Below are 20,026 nucleotides of genomic sequence, written 5' to 3'. Positions count from 1 at the left end.
TTCCCCTGTAAGACAATTTATTTTCTAAGGAGAAATATTAAAGATCTTTGCAAAGGAACTCTGTAAGCTATTGCACTGCGGCAATGTGAAAAATTACCGAAATCCCTCGTGCGGCAAAACTCAGGAGCGTGCCAGGCGGATGCCGGTAAATTGCCAGCGTGCCGAAGCGGGAAAGAAATTTCGGTAGGTATGACGAGCATGTCCGGGCGGCGTCGCGCAGGATGATCCGCGCAAGACATATTGGTTGACCATGAACTTGCCGTTGTATTCGCCTATCGCGCCGGGCGCAGGCGCGTAACCGGGATACGGTGAATAGCTGCTGGATGTCCATTGCCAGCATGCGCCGAACAGTTGCAGCACCTTGCCTTGCCATGCGGCTGGTAGCAGCGTGGCATTCTGTTCGGCTTCATCGCTTTCTCGGCTGGCTGCGAGTTCCCACTCAGCCTCGGTCGGCAACCTGGCGCCGACCCAGCGCGCGTAAGCATCTGCCTCGAAATAGGAGAGATGGCTGACCGGCGCGTGCAGGTCGAGCGGCTGCAAACCATGCAGGGTGAATTCGTACCATTCCTGCTGATCCGTTTCACTAGTCGGCCGCATGTCCTGACAAGTTTCCCCGGATGCGCGCCAGTACAAGGGCCGGCTGATCCGATTGGCTTGCGCCCAGTCCCATCCTTCCGATAGCCAAAGCGCCGGATCGGCATATCCGCCATCGTTCACGAATGCCAGATACTCGCCATTGCTGACCACGCGCGACGCCAGCTGAAACGCTTCGACAAACTGGCGATGGCGCGGCAGCTCGTTGTCGAAACAAAAGCCCGTGCCTGCGTGCCCGATTTCCACTACTCCGGCTTCAAAGGATAGCCATTGCAGAGGCAAGGCCTGGCCCGGTTCAGGCGCCGGCTCGCCGTGATAGGCAGGAAACAGCGGATTGTGAGAAAGCAGGTGCTTGACATCGGTAAGCATGAGTTCCTGGTGCTGCTGCTCGTGATGCAGCCCCAGCTCGACCAGCGGCAGCACGGCCTCGTCGACATCAGTCTGCGACAGCAAGCTCATCATGCGGGCATCGACGTGCCGGCGATAATCGAGCACTTCAGAAAGCGCCGGCCGTGTCAGCAAACCTCGTTGCGGGCGCGGGTGCCGGTCACCCACGCCGTTGTAGTAAGAGTTGAACAGCATGCGGAATTGCGGATGGAACGGTTGAAAATGCTGCTCATACCGTTCCAGGATAAAGGTTTCGAAAAACCATGTCGTATGCGCCAGATGCCATTTGACCGGACTGGCATCCGGCATCGACTGCGCGCAGCAATCCTCTTCGGACAGCGGCTCGCAAAGCTGCATCGAATGCGAGCGCACGCTGAAATACTGCTGTGCCAGCGCCGCGGCGCCGCGCGAAAATTGAACGTCGACTTGCATGTTCATGACAGGTCCACTGAAGATTAATGGGTGGCAGGCGCGTAACACACCATGAACCATCCCCGCTCATCGGTCCAGATGCGCGGCGCGGCGAAACCTGCCTCCTGCAGCATCTCGCGGAAGCCGTCGCGCGTGTACTTGTAGCTGCTCTCGGTATGGATGCGTTCGCCTTCCACAAAGCGCCGGCGCCCATCCGGCCACGACACGATGACATCGCGCCGCGCTTCCAGGTGCATTTCAACCCGGCTCTCGGCAGCATTGAAGAAGCCGCGATGACGCCAGTCGCGCAAGTTGAAATCGGCGCCGATCAGGACATTCATGTGATGGAGCAGATTGAGGTTGAACGCGGCAGTCACGCCCAGCGCATCATCATAGGCGGCGTCGAGCAGCCGTTTTTCCTTGACGAGATCGACGCCGATCAGCAAGCCACCGACCTGCCCTGCGCCGCAGGCATGATGAATCCGGCGCAGGAATGCCAATGCTTCAGCGGGGGTGAAATTGCCGATGGAGGAGCCAGGATAAAAGAACAGCCGGTGCTCGGCGTTGACGACTTCCGGCAAATCCAGTCCTGAAGAAAAATCCATGCCGATACCGGTGATAGGCAAGTCGGGATAGCGGCACTTAAGCTGCGCCACCGCGTCGCGCAGGAATTCGACCGAGATATCGACGGGCACGTACTGGCGCGGCGCCAGCGTATCGAACAGCCTGGCAGCCTTTGCGCAATTGCCTGCTCCCAGATCGACAAGCGTCACGCCTGTTCCGATGGCTTTGGCCATGTCGGGCAAGTGGCGAGCGAATATCTCAGCCTCGGTTCGCGTCGGATAATACTCTGGCAATTCGCAGATTGCCTCGAACAATTTGGAGCCTAAGGCATCGTACAAGAACTTGGGAGCGACACGCGCCTCGGTCTCCAGCAAGCCATTCAGTAATTCGGCGCGGACGACGGCATTATCTTGCTGAAAAACTTGAATGAATCCATCCGGCAAATACCCACTTGGTTTCTGCATAGCGACTGGTCCAGTTGATGCGGCAAGGCATGCGGCCATCCTCACAGCAATGCATGGTGAATTTGGCTATCATAGCGAAGGAATCACGCCTGCCGGTTGAGACCACACAAAGCCATCCTTGCTTACCAGCCAAACAAATCCAATAACCTCGCAGGAAAGCTTACCATGTTCATGCATCCGTCCTCGCCTTGTAAAAAGGGATTACCGCCAAGCCGGAAAATGGTTTACCAGGCGCATGAGACTCATGTCGCGTAATCGCATGCTTAAACCAATAATACGCGGCATGCTCCGCTAGGAAGACACGATGCTGGAACTGCAAGGCCTCGGCAAGGCCTATACCAATGGACGCCAGGTGCTCTCGAACCTCTCCTGGAAACTCGAGCAAGGCGAGTATGTCGCCATCATGGGAGAGTCCGGCGTCGGCAAGTCGACCTTGCTGAATCTGATTGCCGGCCTGGATACACCGGATGCCGGCGAAGTCATCGTCGACGGCATTGCCATGTCCGGGCTTGATGACGATGCCGCCACTATCGTACGCCGTAAAAAATTCGGTTTCATTTTCCAGGCTTTTCATATCCTGCCGCACCTGAATATTTTGCAGAATGTCGCGCTGCCGCTCATGCTGAATAACTTGCCGCAAGACCGTGCCACCGAGATGCTGGCGGCAGTCGGCCTGCATGGACGCGAACGCGATTTTCCGCGCCAGCTGTCGGGAGGCGAAATGCAGCGCGTGGCGATTGCCAGAGCGTTGGTGCATCGACCCGGATTGCTGCTGGCGGATGAGCCCACAGGCAACCTGGACCCCGACACGGCGCATAGCATTCAGGAATTACTGCGCAACGAGATCAAGACCAACAAGGCCTCAGCCATCCTGGTGACGCATTCACCATTGGCGGCGGCCAGCGCCGATCGCGTGCTCGTGCTCGGTCGTGATGGCTTGCATCCAGCCTAACGTGGATATGGGGACAGGCCTGCAATCCGCCCCTTTTCAGCGCCTCATGCGCTGGCTGCTTGCCGGCGAGTGGCGCGCTCATCCCCTGCGTAGCGCCATTGCCATTCTGGCGATTATGGTGGGCGTAGCGCTCGGCTTTGCCATCCATTTGATCAACAGCGCCGCGCTCAATGAATTTTCCGCCGCGGTACAAACCTTATCCGGCCAGGCGGACCTGCAAGTGCGCGGCACGCACGCCTGGCTCGATGAGAATCTCTATCCGCAACTGGCGCAGCATCCGGATATTGCCACCGCCAGCCCCGTGCTTGAACTCGATGCCGCGCTGCATGGGCAAGACAAGCCCTTGAAGATCGTCGGCATCGATGTCTTCCGTGCGGCGCTGGTTACACCGGAACTCATCGGCCGCGCCATGGAAGAAAACCGCACCGATACCCTGGCGGATGACACCATATTTCTTTCAACGGCAGCACAACAATGGCTGAATGTACAGCCCGGAGCAATGCTGTCGCTGCGGGCCGGCACGGAAACCGTTCAGCTGCGCATTGCTGGCACACTCACCGGTGCACGGCCAGGGCAGCGTCTCGCCGTCATGGATATCGCGGCATTGCAATGGCGCTTTCACCAGCTTGGCAAGCTGTCACGCATCGACATCAAGCTCAGGGAAGGCGTGCCACGCGCGGCATTCCGGACGGAGTTGCAAGAACAGTTGCAAGGCCGGGCCATCGTCAACGAACCCGAGACACAGCAGACGCGCACGGAAAACATGTCGCGTGCCTATCGCGTCAACCTCAACGTGCTGGCACTGGTGGCCTTGTTTACCGGCGCCTTCCTGGTGTTTTCCAGCCAGGCGCAATCCGTCATACGCCGCCGCAGCCAGCTTGCGCTGTTGCGCGTGCTTGGCATGACGCGCTCTCAGCTATTGCTGCAATTGCTGCTGGAAGGCGCCCTGCTTGGATTGCTCGGCTCGCTGCTGGGGCTGGCCGGAGGATATGCCGCTGCCGCGGCTGCGCTGCATTTCTTTGGCGGCGATCTCGGCGGCGGCTACTTCCCCGGCGTACAGCCTACCGTACAATTTTCACCGACAGCCGCGATTGTATTTTTCTTGCTCGGCACCGGTGTGGCAATCGCAGGCAGCGCGGTGCCGGCGTGGGAAGCGGCGCGTACGCAACCGGCGCCGGCACTCAAATCCGGCAGCGAGGAAAGCGCCTTATCCAGGCTGTCGTCGCCCTGGCCTGGATTGCTATGCCTGTTCTTGGGAGCGCTGTTCACGCGCTTGCCGCCGCTGAATGGCTTGCCGGTATTCGGTTACCTGGCCGTCGCGCTGCTGCTGATCGGCGGCATTGCCTTCATGCCGCGTCTGGCCGCATTCCTTTTCGGCAGGCTGGCAAGCATGCTTCGGCAGAGCCGCGCTCCGCTCATGCTGGGTCTCGCACGTCTGGCCAATGCGCCCAATCAGGCTTCCATCGCCTTGGGAGGCGTGCTCTCCAGCTTCAGTCTGATGGTGGCAATGGGCATCATGGTGGCAAGCTTTCGCGTATCGGTGGACGACTGGCTGACACGAGTATTGCCTGCAGATCTGTACGTACAAACTGCTGCCTCCGGCAATACGGGCGGCTTTAGCCCTGAGCAGCAGAACGTGCTCGCCGCGACGCCAGGCATCGCCCGCGCCGATTTCCTGCGCATGAGCCAGCTGAACCTCGATCCGGCCCGTCCGGCCGTGGCACTGATCGCCAGGCCGATCGATATCAACGATCCTGGCAAGGTCATGGCGCTAACCGGCAATGCCCTGCCCTTGCAAGACATTCCGCGTGATGCCATACCCATCTGGGTTTCCGAGGCGATGGTCGACCTGTATGGTTACGTGCCAGGCAAGCAGGTCCGTCTGCCGATTGCGGGCCAGCTTCGGGACTGTATCGTTGCCGGCGTCTGGCGCGATTACGTGCGCCAGTTCGGCGCCATCCAGATGCGTCAGGACGATTACCGACGTCTCAGCGGCGACCTGTTGGCTGACAACGCAGGCCTCTGGCTTGGGCCCGGCGCCAAGGTGGATGAAGTCATTGCATCCATTCGCCGCTTGCCGTTCGGCGCTGCGCTTGAATTTTCGCAGCCTGGTGAAATACGCAATGCTAGCCTCAAGATATTCGACCGCAGCTTTGCCGTCACCTACCTGCTGGAAGCAGTCGCCGTGCTGATCGGCCTGTTTGGCATCGCGACGACATTTTCTTCGCAAACGATTTCGCGGATGCGGGAGTTCGGCATGCTGCGCCACATCGGCATCACGCGCCGGCAAATCCTGGGCATCCTGGCCATGGAAGGATTGCTGCTGACCGTGATCGGCATCGCTGCCGGCTTTGCGCTCGGCTTTGCCATCAGCCTGATCCTAGTGTATGTCGTCAACCCGCAATCCTTTCACTGGACCATGCAACTGCACATGCCGTGGCAATTGCTGGCAAGCGTGGCGGGCGCGCTCCTGATTTCAGCAACATTGACCGCGGTGGCAGCAGGCCGTAATGCCGTATCCGGCAGCGCGGTGCGCGCCGTTCGGGAGGATTGGTAATGCAGATCAGCATAGGCAACTCGCCAAGGATTTCCCTTTATTTACGAGCGCTCATCAGGATAGCCATGCTGGCGTTGATGGTCGCAAGCGCGGCGACGGTGACAACTAGCGCAAGGCCCGCGCTTGCCGCGCCACCCAAATTGGCAGCCGTCGTGCCAGGAAAGTCGCTCACCTTCCCGCAAGACTATGGCGCGCATCCGAATTTTCGTACCGAATGGTGGTATGTCACCGGCTGGCTCCAGGCACCGGATGGCAAGCCGCTGGGCTTTCAGGTCACCTTCTTCCGCTCGGCGAGCGATCATGACCGAGCCAATCCAAGCCGCTTCGCACCGCATCAACTGATCATTGCGCATGTGGCACTCTCCGACCCGGCATTGGGCAAGCTATTGCATGACCAGAAAAGCGCGCGCGAAGGATTTGGATTGGCATACGCCAGGCAAGGCGATACCGACGTCAAGCTCGACACCTGGAGTTTCAGGCGCAACAAGGATGGACGTTACCTCGCCAGCATTGCCGCACGCGAGTTTTCTCTCGAACTGGAGCTGACGCCACAGCAGCCGCCGATGCTGCAAGGCGAACAGGGATTTTCCCGCAAGGGGCCGCTCCCGGAACAGGCAAGTTATTACTACAGCCAGCCGCAGCTCAAGGTCAGCGGCAACATCGTCCGCGCCGGCAAGGCACAAACGGTAACTGGCAGCGCCTGGCTCGATCACGAATGGTCCACCAGCGTGCTGGACGCGAGCGCCGCCGGCTGGGACTGGCTGGGAGTGAACCTCGACGATGGCGGCGCACTGATGGCATTCCAGATCCGCGGCAAGGATGGCAAGAAGATATGGGCACATGCCGCCATGCGCGACGCCGCCGGCAATGTCAGTAAATTTGCAACCGACCAGGTCGATTTCATCCAGCAGCGCCGCTGGCGATCGCCGAGCACTGGCGCCAGTTACCCAATCGAGCAAGACCTGGTCGTCGGCCCGCATACCTGGCGCATATCACCGCTGCAGGACGATCAGGAACTCGATTCACGTCAATCCACCGGCGCCGTCTACTGGGAAGGCGCTATCAGGCTCGAACGTAACGGCCAGCCGTCAGGCAAAGGCTATCTGGAACTGACAGGCTACGTCAAACCGCTGAAACTATGACTACAACGACTTCGCACACCAAAAGCAGTTTAGCCACACTGGCCGCCCTCTTTCCTTTTTTGCGCCCCTACCGCAGCCGATTCATTCTGGCTGGCATAGCCCTGCTGGTAGCGGCTGGCGCCACCCTGGCGATCCCTTACGCATTCCGCCAAATGATCGACCTCGGCTTCGGCGCCGCCGGCACGGCAGCCGCCGCAAGCGCCGCGCATATCGACCGCTACTTTCTCGCATTGTTCGGCGTCGCCTGCGTGCTGGCGCTTGCCACCGCCGCGCGCTTTTATGTGGTGTCCTGGCTGGGAGAGCGGGTGACTGCCGACCTGCGCAACGCAGTGTATCGGCACGTGGTCGAACAAAGCCCGCAGTTTTTCGAGACAGCCCAGACTGGCGAAGTTCTGTCCCGCCTGACCACCGATACCACGCTGATCCAGACGCTGGTCGGCACCAGCATTTCCATGGCCCTGCGCAATGCCCTGCTCCTTGGCGGCGGCATGGTGATGCTGTTTCTCACCAGCGCGCGTCTCTCACTGCTCATCCTGGTGTTGCTGGCATTGGTCATCGTGCCCATCATCCTGTTTGGCCGAAGAGTGCGCAAACTGTCACGCGACTCGCAGGATCGCATCGCCGCCGCCTCCGCGCTGGCGGGCGAAATCCTCAATGCCATGCCAACCGTACAAGCCTATACCCAGGAAAGGCGCGAATCGCAGCGCTTTGCCGCCACAGTCGAACAGGCTTTCGCTACTGCCATCGCGCGCATCCGCGCCCGCTCGCAGCTCACCGCATTGGCGATCCTGCTGGTCTTCGGCGCGATCGTATTCGTGCTGTGGCTAGGCGCGCAAGCCGTTCTGAACGGCAGCATGACCGCCGGCCAGCTCGGGCAGTTCATTCTCTATGCTGTCATCGTTGCCGGCGCCATTGGTGCGCTTTCAGAAGTATTGGGCGATGCGCAGCGTGCCGCCGGCGCCACAGAACGCCTGCTGGAATTGCTGACGTTAAGCTCACCGATCCAGACGCCGGCGCATCCGCATCCTTTGCCGCAACGCGATAGCAGCGGCGCTGCACTGACGCTACACGACGTCGGCTTTTGCTATCCATCGCGTCCGCAGACGCCCTCGCTTTCCCAGCTCTCACTGAGCGTTGCTCCTGGCGAGACGGTAGCGATCGTCGGCCCATCCGGCGCAGGCAAGACCACCTTGTTTCAACTGCTGCTGCGTTTTTACGATCCTCAGCAAGGCAACATTCACCTGGATGGCATGGATATCCGCCGCCTCGATTTGCATGACTTGCGTAGCCAAATCGGCATCGTCCCGCAGGATACCGTGATTTTTTCCGCAGACGCGATGGAAAACATCCGCTATGGCCGTCCCGATGCCAGCGACGACGACGTATTGAATGCAGCGAAAATGGCAGCCGCGCACGAATTCATCGAACGCCTGCCGGAGGGCTATCGCACCTTCCTCGGCGAGCGCGGCGTACGGCTCTCCGGTGGCCAGCGCCAGCGCATCGCCATTGCACGAGCCTTGCTGAAAAACCCGCCCCTGCTGCTTTTGGATGAAGCCACCAGCGCGCTGGACGCCGAATCCGAAAGACTGGTGCAAAGCGCACTGGAAGCCGCCATGCAAGGCCGCACGACGCTGGTCATTGCGCACCGCCTGGCCACCGTGCAGCGCGCCGACCGCATCGTGGTCATGGAACATGGCCGCATCGTCGAATCCGGCACCCATGCGGAACTGGTCGCGCACGGCGGGCTCTATGCCAGCCTGGCAGCGCTGCAGTTCGGCCAGACCTGAAGCAGCTTTTCCGGATAATTTCCCGCGCCATTATGGTAGGATGCCGGGCTGAACCCGCGACGGCGGGCGCCGCCACAAACACGAAATACGCATGCGCCAATATCTCGATCTGATGCGCCATGTCCTGGAACATGGCACCGAAAAAACCGACCGCACCGGCACCGGCACCCGCTCGGTGTTCGGCTACCAGATGCGCTTCAATCTGCAGGATGGCTTTCCGCTGGTGACCACCAAGAAGCTGCACCTGAAGTCCATCATTCACGAGCTGATCTGGTTTCTGGCCGGTTCCACCAACATCAAGTACCTGAAAGACAATGGCGTCTCGATCTGGGACGAATGGGCTGATGCCGAAGGCAACCTGGGGCCAATCTACGGTTACCAGTGGCGCTCCTGGCCGGCGCCGGACGGCCGCCACATTGACCAGATCGCCCAGGTGCTGGAGCAAATCAAGCACAACCCGGACTCGCGCCGCATGATCGTCTCGGCCTGGAACGTGGCCGATATCCCGCAGATGAAGCTGCCGCCCTGCCATGCCTTCTTCCAGTTCTACGTCGCGGACGGCAAGCTGTCGTGCCAGCTTTATCAGCGCAGCGCCGATATCTTCCTCGGCGTGCCGTTCAATATCGCTTCCTATGCCCTGCTGACCCACATGATGGCGCAACAGGCAGGACTCGAAACGGGTGAATTCATCTGGACCGGCGGCGATTGCCACCTCTACTCCAACCACATGGAGCAAGTGAACGAGCAACTCTCGCGCGAGACCTTGCCGCTGCCGACCCTGCACATCAAGCGCAAGCCGGAATCCATCTTCGATTACAAATTCGAGGATTTTGAAATCGTCGGCTACCAATCGCATCCGCCCATCAAGGCGCCGGTAGCAGTATGAAAAAGGCGGCCCGGCGCCGCCTTTTATTTTTGATGTGATTCTTGCCGCGTTGGGATGGATGTTGTGTGCTTAATCAAGCCTTGCCGAGCTGGTCGTTAAGTTTGCATGCTCGTAAAAACGTCACGTAAACTGAGCAGGCCGCAAGGCATCACGCCAGGATTTTTACAAACTTGTAATCTTCTGGGTACAAGTCATAGCAATAAATTGCCAGATTGCCACTTCTTTGCCGGATCACATTTATTTCTACTGCACAACAGCAGGATTACAACAATTTACTGGGCGCAATTACAGTAAAATAGGCAATCCGACTCAAGTCGCTCCCGGATATGCATCATGAGTAACACGATTTTCGAATTACGAGATTCAGTCGAAGTTTCCATCGGACGGCTAGGCCATGTCCGCATGAAACAGGAAAACTACAATCAGGAAGTTGCGATCATCACCGTGCACCCTGACGATATTCCGCAATTGATTGAGCAGCTCCAGAAAGCAGGGATAGAGGCTCAGGCAATTCGCGATGAATTGAATAACCGCTCGGTGGCAAAAGACACCGACAAGCAGTGATTTCCATCCCAATGCCTTGCTTGTCTTTAGCTTAAGCTATGGCAACGACCAGGGAAGTCAGGACTACTGCCATCAAGGCGTAAGCGATTTTTCTGGTCTGGCGCCGCGCTGTTTCCAGCTTGTCCCAGCGCTGATTAAATGTTTGATTCTGTGCTTCCACGATACCACTCCATGTATCAAAATCCCGCCGACAATTTTTGAGGGTTAGTAATTTATTGTAGGCCGTAAAAACGAGAATATATCGGGGTATTCGTCAATTAGTGTTGATTTGCGACATTCCGTAGGCTTTCAGTCAATTGCATACAACACTTTCCGCCTTAATCGCCTGCCCAAATAAAAGGCAAGCTTTCCTCCAGTTTTATTGCTGCAATGCACACCGATTGAGAAACATCTACTAGTTGATTTAGCTCACGCTCTCTCTTCCAAGAAGAATTAACCTTGCTCAAGCATTTGCAAGCGACGTCCTGACGGTAAATAAAAATGGAGGAGACAAATGGAATCAGCACTGAGGTATTTCACTAGCGAGTTGAAACAGGCAGTTTTTGCTTATCAGCCCATCACCAAATCAAGCGAGGAAGACCGCCATGCGAGGGCATGCTGGTACTGCAACCATCCGCTTTCCAATCGGCGCACGTTTTGCAGCAATGAGTGCCGGGATGCGTTGTATGAAGATAATGAATATGCCAGGTCGCGTCGCCTGATCCTCGGATGCCAGTGCTGAGGACGCACCCGCACAAACAAGACATATTCAAGCCGGTATTTTGTGTTCTTCCCTGCTGAAGAACCGGGCTTTGAGTACAAGCAGGCGAACCAGGCGAGGTAGTTGATAGAACATAACGGCCCCGACAATCAAAGATTTATTGTCAAAGTCATTCGATCAATGACTGCCTGGGGCTCTATATGTCCGTTACTACTACGCCAGTAATTCCTGACTTTGACATGCTGGTGAGCTTGCATGAACACGACCCGGAAGCATTCGAAGCATTGCGCCGGCACTTATTGTGGGACGCCGTCAGAGCCGCTCCTGTAGAACACCAACCGAGTCTTGAAAGGCTACTGGCTCGTATCGAAGCGACTCGGGCTTCCGCCGGCAGTCCGGCTCAGGCAGCCAACCAGGCGTTTGAAATGATGGCCGAGTCGCTGAAGGAATTACGAGAGTCCTGGCATCAGGCTTGCCATAGCTTGAGCGAACTTCAAGCCCGCTTGCTAATAGAACGGGTCAGGTAAGACATCCTGCCCTATTTTTTGCCAGCAAGAAATTAGCCTTCCAAATCATTCACTTAGAGGATTTCTCCCAAGCTTATCCACAAGCTTGTTCACGGTTCATGTGAACAACTTGGCGATGTGTTGCGGAACCGTGGATCAGTGAGCTTTTGCCGTCTCCTGCCGGCATCCGGCGAAATCCTCGAAGGCTCCGTAGGCCGCGCGCGCTGCCCGTTTGCCGTTGCATAAATCGATCGCGTCAACTGCAGCGGGCCGACGCCGCGGCACCTTACCCTGCCAGGCAAGGTCGAGTTCGGAAGGCTGGCGATACAGCTTGCGCATGGCATGCCAACCCAGGTAGCTGCCATAAATTCCGCCGACAAGATTATCCGCATCACGCACGACGCCATCATCCCGGCTGCGAATGATGCCATCCACGAGATTGCCTTCCAGGTCGGCGCTGCTGACGGCAAAGCGTACCGTGATCCCTGCTGTATCGAGCAGCGTGTTATGCGTCACGCGGGCTGTCGCAGATTTGTTCAGATAGATCCCGTCGTCCGAACAAAAGGCAATCAGGTTGTCATTGATGCTGCCGCCATCGTGCTCGGTCAAGCAACGCCGGTCGCGGCAAAATTGCGTGCCCGTTCCGCCGCCGCCGAACGACAACCCGACGCGTTGACCAGGAAATTCGCGCAAGCGATGTTCGCAAAGCACGATATTTTTTTCAAAGCGGTTGCCGCTGCCGGCTCCCTTGGCAAACGCCCCGTAACTGACAAGATTGCCATCCCCTTTCACGAAGTCGGTGATGAGATTGCGTTGGATTTTCCAGTCACTGGCGCCCACCATGTCAATCGGCGTGACCGGGTTGCTGGTTTGCCGCACGCCGGCATTGGTCAGCGTATTCGCTTCGATAATGCCCTGGTCCGGATAAATTCCTGCTTCCCCGTTCACCTTGAAGTGCGAGTTGAAATCTTCAACGACATTATTGCGGGCGATGAAATGGGAAGCCTCACCTACGACATGGAAGGCATGTTCGCATTCGGCATGGGCCTTGCACACGCCCCTGATCGTCAAGCCTTCGAAAATCCAGTAAGGCTTGGAAACCTTGAATCCTTCGGTGATGGCGAAATGCAGCACTACCTTGCCTGCATGCTGCGCCCGGACGGTAATCGGTTTGTCCGGCATCCCGGCTTGCCTCGCCTGTATGGAGCGCCCGTCAAAATAATAAGTGCCGGACAAAAATGTGATGACATCGCCCGGACGTGCCCCTTCGATGGCGGCACGGGCAGATGCGGGGGAATCGACGATGACCTCGCGTTCGCCTTTGCCCGCAACGGCGGGCGCGGTCGCGGATGAAGCATGTTGCGCCCCCAATGTCAGCGGCGGCAAGGCAAAAGGAAGTTGTTCGCCACGGTCTAGCGTGACGAGGGTTTGGCTCAGCCAACGCCCCGATTTCTCGATCAGGGCATGATGCCCCAGCGATCGTCGCTCCAGGTAAGGCCCAAGCGAACGGGGAGCGATTTTCAAGTGCCCGATGGCGAAAGCCAGAAGGAGCATCATGATTAGCAGGACGCCAATCAGGCTCCACAGAATTCGCTTACGGATAAGGAAAAATGCGGCAGGCATGTCCGTGTTCGCTCAAAGGATGGTGAGAAACGGGAAGCCATTAGGCGAACTTCCCGTCTTGCAGATCCCGGAGTGTAACGGATCAATGTATTGCTGGCAAAACTGACAATCTTCCTTTCCGGCGCCGTCTAATGCAAGGATGACGCCGTTCGTTGTTCAATCCATGTCGTCATGCAGCCTGGGCGCGGAAAGCCCAGGGTCCGATCACCAATGGCTTATCGGCCATGCTGGAGTGCAACATGCGCCTTGCCACTTGCTGAATCTTGTATTCATGTCGCCGGTAAATGGCATCCAGATCCTGCGGATCCGCATCCTCGGAAAGAAGATATAAGGCTTGCTTCAGCACGATGCATTTCCTTCTAGAAAATCCCTCGGCAAGAGTAAACATTACGCCATCCACATTCAGGTCTGTTTCATTGTTTGACAGCTCGTTTAGCATTGTCATCCTCCTAGTGATCCCGTTTGCAGGGTTGTACTAGAAGCAAGGATAAAAGTTGGCAACGATTAATTATTGTGACTGCTCAATGGTTGTATCTGTCGTGCTGCGGCCTTTTCTCTTCTCTGAACTTTGCGCATGCTGCTAACTGTGTTGCCACACCGACTACCAGAAATTTTCAAATAAATGCCACTAAGAATTAATTTCGATCTACAATCCGCTCATTCTCGTTTCGATGGTGATTTTGATGCTGTTCATCTTGACTATTTCGGTAGTACTTGTTCTTGCATTAATCAGTATTGGGTTGATCTGGTTTAGCTCTGAAGACGGCGTGACTGTCAAAGATCTCGACAAGGTGTTTTCCCTGGATCGCGCCTATATTGCCCAGGCCAGACGCGATTCCTGGAACGATCTCGATTAATTCCTTTTTTGCCGCGCCAGCGCATGTTCTCCTTAGGCCATGACGTGGCCGGACGGTGCTGGTCAAACCAAGCCTTTCATGAAAACCGCTCGTATAGCAGGAGCGGTTTTTTTATATCTTTTCCCGCTCATCCAGTCCCCTGGCGCCTGATCGCCAGGCGCAACACCCAAGTAGCGAACACTATCCAGCTCAATACAGTCTAACGACAGTCTTATCAAGTAAGGTGTCGATCATGCCTGCAATCACTTTCAACAAAGGCGGTTGCCATGGATAAGCCAATCACAGCACCTGCGGGTGCCGAACGCATGGCCAGTCCATGGCTCGGCACCCTGCATCGTGAATATCCCTTCTATCACGAACCATACAACCAGGCGCCCTCTGCCAACCTTGATCGCATCCTCAAATCCTGGATCGGCAAGCTGACAGCCAACGTTTCGCCGATGTCGATCTGGATGGCCTACGTTGACTGGTTGCTGCATGTCCAGTATTCGCCGTCCAAGCAGCAGGAGCTGCTGACCGACGCGGTACGCAAGATAATGCGCCTGAGCGAATACGAACTGGAAGTGGCACAGGATGATCCGAATGCCGAGATAACGTCGGTTACGCCGCTGCCGCAGGACAAGCGCTTCGCCGATCCGGCTTGGCGACGCTGGCCTTTCAACGTCATTTCGCAAGGCTTTCTGATGACGCAGCAATGGTGGCATCGCGCCACCACCGATGTGTCGGGCATGTCGCTCCACCACGAGGAAGTCATCAATTTCATTGTCCGCCAGATCCTCGACATGTATTCGCCGTCGAATTTCTTGCTGACGAATCCGGTGGTGTTGAATGAGACCTTGCATACGGGAGGAAAAAATCTCCTTGCCGGCATGCAGAATGCCGCCAAGGATTGGGAGCACGCCATCAACGACACGCATCCGCAGGATCGCACGGAGTTCAAGGTCGGCAAGAACCTCGCGATCACACCGGGCAAGGTCGTCTATCGCAATCGCCTCATCGAACTGATCCGCTACGAGCCGACGACGGAAACGGTCCACGAGATGCCGGTCCTGTTCGTGCCGGCATGGATCATGAAGTACTACATCCTCGACCTGTCGCCAAAGAATTCGCTGGTCAAGTACCTGGTGGATCAGGGCTACACGGTTTTCATGATTTCATGGAAAAACCCGCAGGCCTCCGACCGCGACTTGTCGCTGGAAGATTACCGCCGGCTGGGAGTGATGGATGCGCTGCGGGTGACCATCGAGGAAACCGGCGCGCCGCATGTCAACGCGGTCGGCTACTGCCTCGGCGGCACCTTGCTGTCGATTGCCGCGGCATGCATGGCACGCCACAATGACCGGCGGCTGGCCAGCATGACGTTGTTTGCCGCCCAGGTCGATTTCAAGGATCCGGGCGAACTGTCGCTGTTCATCGATGAGAGCCAGATCACCCTGCTCGAAGCCATCATGTGGGACCAGGGCTATCTCGATACCAAGCAGATGGCGGGAGCATTTCAATTGCTGCGTTCGAACGACCTGATCTGGTCGCGTCGGCTGAACCAATACCTGCTTGGCCGCGCCGAGCCCTATAACGACCTGATGGCATGGAATGTCGATGCCACCCGCATGCCGTTCCGGATGCATTCCGAATACCTGCGCAAGCTTTTCCTCGACAATGAACTTGCCGAAGGCAGCTATTGCATTGAAGACCAGCCGGTCGCCCTTACCGATATCCGCGTTCCGATATTTTCGGTAGGGACATTGGCGGACCATGTCGCGCCATGGCGCTCCACGTTCAAGATCCACCTCCTGACCGATACCGAAGTGACGTACCTGCTGACCACCGGCGGCCACAACGCCGGCGTGGTGTCGCCTCCCGGTCACCCGCGGCGCAGCTATCAGGTGGCGACCAGCCAGCACCATGATCCCTATGTCGATCCGGATATCTGGCAATCCAGGACGCAACGGCATGATGGCTCGTGGTGGCCGGAATGGGAACGCTGGCTGCGCAAACAATCCGGCAAACGTATCGAGCCACCGCCCTTCGGCCAAGTGCTCTACAACGCGCCGGGAAAATATGTCCTGCAGCCCTGACTTAATTTAACTCAGCGTATTATCCGTATCGGACATTCGCACTCAGGCACTCAATTCCTCCACCTTGATTTTCACGGAGATTGATTTCCCCTTACGCCAAACCTCGGCGTTGACCGTCGTGCCGGGACGCGTGCCGCTGACTTGCCTTGCCAGCTCCGCCGGATTCTCCACAACCTTGCCGTTGTAATTCAGGATGATGTCGCCCGGAATAATTCCCGCCCGGTCTGCGGGACCGCCACGCTGCACCGCAGCGACCAGCACGCCATGCGCCTCCTTCAAGCCGAGCGCTGTCGCCAGATCCTGCGTCAATTCCTGCGACTGCACGCCGATGCGTCCGCGCACGACCTTGCCGGTTTCGCGCAATTGCTTGGCGACGTCCATCGCGATATCGATCGGGATGGCAAAGGATATGCCCATGTAACCTCCGGTCTGGCTATAGATCTGGGAATTAATCCCGATGACATCGCCGCGCGTGCTGAACAAGGGACCGCCTGAATTTCCCGGATTGACTGCTACATCAGTCTGGATGAACGGCACATAACTGCCATTGGGAAGCAACCGTCCCTTGGCGCTCACCACCCCGACTGTGACGCTGTTTTCAAACCCGAAAGGCGCACCGATCGCCGCCACCCATTCGCCGGCCTCCAGCCTGTTCGGGTCTCCCAGCGTTACCACCGGAAGATTCTTGGCATCGATCTTGATGAGCGCCACATCGGTGTAGCGGTCGACGCCGACAACCTTGGCTTGAAATTCCCGCTTATCGGTCAGCTTTACCATGACTTCATCGGTATCGGCAACGACATGGGCATTCGTGAGAACATAGCCGTCGGCGTTGACGATGAATCCCGAACCAAGCCCGACCTGCGGTGCTTCGCCGAATTCCGGAACGCCGCCGAAGCGCTTGAAGAATTCGTAGAAGGGATCGCCCTCGCGCGGCCCGCCACGACCCGCGCGCAAGGTACTGATATTGACGACTGCCGGCCCCTCTCGCTTCACCAGGCCGACAAAGTTCGGCAGGCTTATCCCTGGCGCAGGTCCTGCCTGAACTGTTGTCGGCGGCGTTGACGCCACGGTCGCAGACGGCGTGGCGGATTCGTCGGATGAACGGGAACATGCTGCCAGTGCCACAAGCAGTATTGCAGCCATACAACTTGCAGAATGTGCTGACCGCTTGAACATGCTTGCTCCTTGTTTCGAGAGAATGAGAATGGAAGAATGTCGTCGCTTGCGTGGCAGCCAGAAGGTTCCGCCCCCTGGATACGGCATAGCCATGCCTATGATGCCTACATGCCCTGAAAACGGCCTTCATCTGCATCAACCACAACATCATTCCCTTGAATTCAAGCGGCAAGCCCACATGTCTAAGCAACAGTTTTCCGATCAAACCGGTTCATCATCTAGCCAGGAAAGTCCACGCCATGTCACTGCATCTCGTTTGCCCTGCTTGCCAGGCGGTCAATCGCGTTCCCGACGAGCGACTCCGTGACGCGCCCGATTGCGGACGCTGCCATCGCCCGCTGTTTTCCGGACAGCCGGTGGCATTGAACAGATCCGAATTTGAGCGGCAACTGGAGAAAAGCGACATTCCCTTGCTGGTCGATTTCTGGGCTTCCTGGTGCGGTCCATGCCGTATGATGGCGCCGGCTTTCGAACAAGCCGCGGCGCAACTGGAGCCGCACTTCCGCCTGGCGAAGGTGAATACGGAAGAACAACAGGAACTGGCCGCCCGTTACGCCATTCGCAGCATCCCTACCCTGGCGATCTTCAGGAACGGACGCGAGATCGCGCGCCAGGCCGGCGCCATGGGCACAGTCGATATTGTGCGCTGGGCACGCAGCGCAGCCGCTTGAACGCCATGCTCCAGGTCTTCAACTAGCGTGGCTCCGATAAAAAAGGCGCGGCATTTGCCGCGCCAACTCTCGCCAATTCGATAGCGTGAAAGCGATGCCTATTGCGCCTGCTTCAGCTGATCCAGGATGGCCGGGTTTTCGAGGGTGGAGATATCCTGGGTAATTTCTTCGCCCTTGGCCAGCACGCGCAGTAAGCGCCGCATGATCTTGCCCGAACGCGTCTTCGGCAGGTTGTCGCCAAAGCGCAATTCCTTGGGCTTGGCAATTGGCCCGATCTCTTTCGCCACCCAGTCGCGCAATTCCTTGGCGATCTGCTTGGCCTCGTCGCCGCTTGGCCGGGCTCGCTTCAGCACCACGAAGGCGCAGATCGCTTCACCCGTGGTCTCGTCCGGCTTGCCTACCACTGCCGCTTCGGCCACCAGGGGGTGCGCCACCAGCGCCGACTCGATTTCCATCGTGCCCATGCGATGCCCCGAGACATTGAGCACATCGTCGATACGGCCGGTGATGGTGAAGTAGCCGGTGTCCTTGTTACGGATCGCCCCGTCGCCTGCCAGGTACAGCTTGCCGCCAAACTCTTCCGGAAAATAACTCTTCTTGAAGCGCTCCGGGTCGTTCCAGATGGTGCGGATCATGGATGGCCAGGGACGCTTCACCACCAGGATGCCGCCTTGCCCATTAGGCAAATCATGGCCAGTCTCGTCCACGATTGCCGCCATGATGCCCGGCAAGGGTAAGGTGCAGGAACCCGGCACCATCGGCGTAGCACCCGGCAATGGCGTGATCATGTGGCCGCCGGTCTCGGTTTGCCAGAAGGTGTCGACGATCGGGCAGCGCTCCTGACCGACGTTACGGTAATACCACATCCAGGCTTCCGGGTTGATCGGCTCACCCACCGAGCCCAGAATGCGCAGGCTGGAAAGATCGTATTTCGACGGATGCACATTTGCATCGGCATCGGCCGCCTTGATCAGCGAGCGGATCGCCGTGGGAGCGGTATAGAAGATGGTTGCCTTGTGGCGGGCGATCATGTCCCAGAAGCGCCCGGCATTCGGATAGGTCGGAATGCCTTCGAAGACGATTTGCGTGGCGCCCACCGCCAGCGGGCCATAGGTGATGTAGCTGTGGCCGGTGACCCAGCCGATATCGGCGGTGCACCAGAAAATATCCTGCGGCTTGATATCGAAGGTCCACTTCATCGTCAGGGCCGTCCACAGCAGGTAGCCGCCGGAGGAGTGCTGTACGCCCTTGGGCTTGCCGGTGGAGCCGGACGTGTAGAGGATGAACAGCGGGTGCTCGGCATTGACCCATTCCGGCTCGCAGTCGGTGGGCTGGTTAGCCACCAGTTCATGCAGCCACAGGTCGCGCCCTTCTGTGAAACCAATATTGCCGCCCGTGCGGCGGTAGACGATGACGTTCCTGATGCTTTCGCAGCCGCCCAGCGAAATTGCCTCATCGACAATGGCCTTGAGCGGCAGCTGCTTGCCGCCACGCTGCTGCTCGTCAGCCGTAATCACCGCCACGGCGCCGGCATCGTTGATGCGTTCCTGCAGCGACTTGGCGGAAAAGCCGCCAAAAACGACCGAGTGGGTGGCGCCGATGCGCGCGCAGGCCTGCATGGCGGCGATGCCTTCGACCGACATGGGCATGTAAATGACGACGCGGTCGCCCTTCTTGATGCCCAATGACTTCAAGCCATTGGCCAGCCGGCAGACGCGCTCGTAGAGGTCGCGGTAAGTGACGCGGGTAACCTCGCCGCCATCGGCCTCGAACAGGATCGCGGCCTTGTCGGCGTTGCCATTCTTCAGATTGCGGTCTAGGCAATTATAGGAAACGTTCAACTCGCCGTCGTTGAACCATTGGTAAAACGGCGCCTTGGACTCATCCAGCACCTTGGTGAAGGGTTTGTGCCATTCCAGGGTTTCATTGGCAAGCCGGCCCCAGAAGCCTTCATAGTCGCGCTCCGCTTCCTGGCACAGTGCCTGATAAGCCGGCATTCCTGAAATCGTTGCCTGCTGCACCAGTGAAGCCGGCGGCTCGAATATGCGGCTTTCCTGTTTGGTGTTATCTGCTTCAGCCATGAAAGTCTCCTGCAAGCTGTTGAATT

Annotated in this window: 15 protein-coding genes and 1 pseudogene; 9 read left to right on the top strand and 7 right to left on the bottom strand. The window is 57.9% G+C overall.

Annotated elements, in window-relative coordinates:
* Positions 1 to 120: 120 nt before the first annotated feature.
* Both egtB and egtD read right to left on the bottom strand, forming a co-directional pair.
* Positions 121 to 1,419, bottom strand: a complete 1,299-nt coding sequence (gene egtB, locus EDC30_RS15845) for an ergothioneine biosynthesis protein EgtB (protein ID WP_424446924.1) — start codon at positions 1,417 to 1,419, stop codon at positions 121 to 123.
* A gap of 17 nt (positions 1,420 to 1,436) precedes the next feature.
* On the bottom strand, positions 1,437 to 2,420 hold the full coding sequence (gene egtD, locus EDC30_RS15840) for an L-histidine N(alpha)-methyltransferase (RefSeq protein ID WP_132259827.1): 984 nt from the start codon (positions 2,418 to 2,420) through the stop codon (positions 1,437 to 1,439).
* Between the two features lie 304 nt (positions 2,421 to 2,724).
* On the opposite strand from egtD, the gene EDC30_RS15835 reads away from it, so the two are divergent.
* The 6 genes from EDC30_RS15835 (at position 2,725) to EDC30_RS15810 (ending at position 10,308) form a co-directional block, all read left to right on the top strand.
* Positions 2,725 to 3,372: an ABC transporter ATP-binding protein gene (locus EDC30_RS15835; protein WP_132259826.1), complete on the top strand. Its 648-nt coding sequence runs from the start codon at positions 2,725 to 2,727 to the stop codon at positions 3,370 to 3,372.
* A gap of 46 nt (positions 3,373 to 3,418) precedes the next feature.
* Positions 3,419 to 5,929, top strand: coding sequence for an FtsX-like permease family protein (locus EDC30_RS15830; RefSeq protein WP_243656816.1), 2,511 nt, complete (start codon positions 3,419 to 3,421; stop codon positions 5,927 to 5,929).
* A gap of 65 nt (positions 5,930 to 5,994) precedes the next feature.
* Positions 5,995 to 7,071, top strand: a complete 1,077-nt coding sequence (locus EDC30_RS15825; RefSeq protein WP_243656815.1) for a lipocalin-like domain-containing protein — start codon at positions 5,995 to 5,997, stop codon at positions 7,069 to 7,071.
* Complete coding sequence (locus EDC30_RS15820; protein ID WP_132259825.1) at positions 7,068 to 8,858, top strand: ABC transporter transmembrane domain-containing protein; 1,791 nt, start codon at positions 7,068 to 7,070, stop codon at positions 8,856 to 8,858. Before EDC30_RS15825 ends, EDC30_RS15820 begins: the two co-directional genes overlap by 4 nt.
* A gap of 91 nt (positions 8,859 to 8,949) precedes the next feature.
* Positions 8,950 to 9,744 carry a thymidylate synthase gene (locus EDC30_RS15815; RefSeq protein WP_132259824.1) on the top strand — a complete coding sequence of 265 codons (795 nt, stop codon included), beginning with the start codon at positions 8,950 to 8,952 and terminating at the stop codon, positions 9,742 to 9,744.
* A 333-nt stretch (positions 9,745 to 10,077) separates the two neighbouring features.
* Positions 10,078 to 10,308, top strand: a complete 231-nt coding sequence (locus tag EDC30_RS15810; RefSeq protein ID WP_132259823.1) for a hypothetical protein — start codon at positions 10,078 to 10,080, stop codon at positions 10,306 to 10,308.
* A 31-nt stretch (positions 10,309 to 10,339) separates the two neighbouring features.
* Here EDC30_RS15810 and EDC30_RS19930 read toward each other — a convergent pair whose 3' ends face one another.
* The gene (locus EDC30_RS19930; RefSeq protein ID WP_279389769.1) at positions 10,340 to 10,468 is read right to left on the bottom strand and encodes a hypothetical protein; all 129 of its coding nucleotides are present in this window, start codon (positions 10,466 to 10,468) and stop codon (positions 10,340 to 10,342) included.
* A 740-nt stretch (positions 10,469 to 11,208) separates the two neighbouring features.
* Here EDC30_RS19930 and EDC30_RS15800 point away from each other — a divergent pair.
* A complete protein-coding gene (locus EDC30_RS15800) occupies positions 11,209 to 11,535 on the top strand; it encodes a DUF3135 domain-containing protein (protein WP_132259821.1) in 327 nt (108 codons plus the stop codon).
* Positions 11,536 to 11,670: 135 nt separating this feature from the next.
* On the opposite strand, the gene EDC30_RS15795 is transcribed toward EDC30_RS15800, so the two are convergent.
* The gene (locus EDC30_RS15795; RefSeq protein WP_243656814.1) at positions 11,671 to 13,071 is read right to left on the bottom strand and encodes a right-handed parallel beta-helix repeat-containing protein; all 1,401 of its coding nucleotides are present in this window, start codon (positions 13,069 to 13,071) and stop codon (positions 11,671 to 11,673) included.
* A gap of 235 nt (positions 13,072 to 13,306) precedes the next feature.
* Entirely contained in the window at positions 13,307 to 13,576 is a 270-nt protein-coding gene (locus EDC30_RS15790) for a hypothetical protein (protein WP_132259820.1), read from the bottom strand.
* 684 nt (positions 13,577 to 14,260) lie between these two features.
* Here EDC30_RS15790 and EDC30_RS15785 point away from each other — a divergent pair.
* A complete protein-coding gene (locus EDC30_RS15785; RefSeq protein ID WP_132259819.1) occupies positions 14,261 to 16,069 on the top strand; it encodes a PHA/PHB synthase family protein in 1,809 nt (602 codons plus the stop codon).
* A 45-nt stretch (positions 16,070 to 16,114) separates the two neighbouring features.
* On the opposite strand, the pseudogene EDC30_RS15780 reads toward EDC30_RS15785, so the two are convergent.
* Positions 16,115 to 17,215 (bottom strand): annotated as a pseudogene (locus EDC30_RS15780) (Do family serine endopeptidase); the annotation flags it as partial.
* A gap of 272 nt (positions 17,216 to 17,487) precedes the next feature.
* Here EDC30_RS15780 and trxC point away from each other — a divergent pair.
* Positions 17,488 to 17,919 carry a thioredoxin TrxC gene (trxC, locus tag EDC30_RS15775; RefSeq protein WP_132259817.1) on the top strand — a complete coding sequence of 144 codons (432 nt, stop codon included), beginning with the start codon at positions 17,488 to 17,490 and terminating at the stop codon, positions 17,917 to 17,919.
* Positions 17,920 to 18,017: 98 nt separating this feature from the next.
* On the opposite strand, the gene acs is transcribed toward trxC, so the two are convergent.
* Positions 18,018 to 20,000, bottom strand: a complete 1,983-nt coding sequence (gene acs / locus EDC30_RS15770; protein WP_132259816.1) for an acetate--CoA ligase — start codon at positions 19,998 to 20,000, stop codon at positions 18,018 to 18,020.
* Positions 20,001 to 20,026: the final 26 nt, after the last annotated feature.

Source organism: Paucimonas lemoignei, assembly GCF_004342585.1.
Taxonomy (GTDB): domain Bacteria; phylum Pseudomonadota; class Gammaproteobacteria; order Burkholderiales; family Burkholderiaceae_D; genus Paucimonas; species Paucimonas lemoignei.
This window is presented reverse-complemented; position numbering and strand designations above follow the sequence as displayed.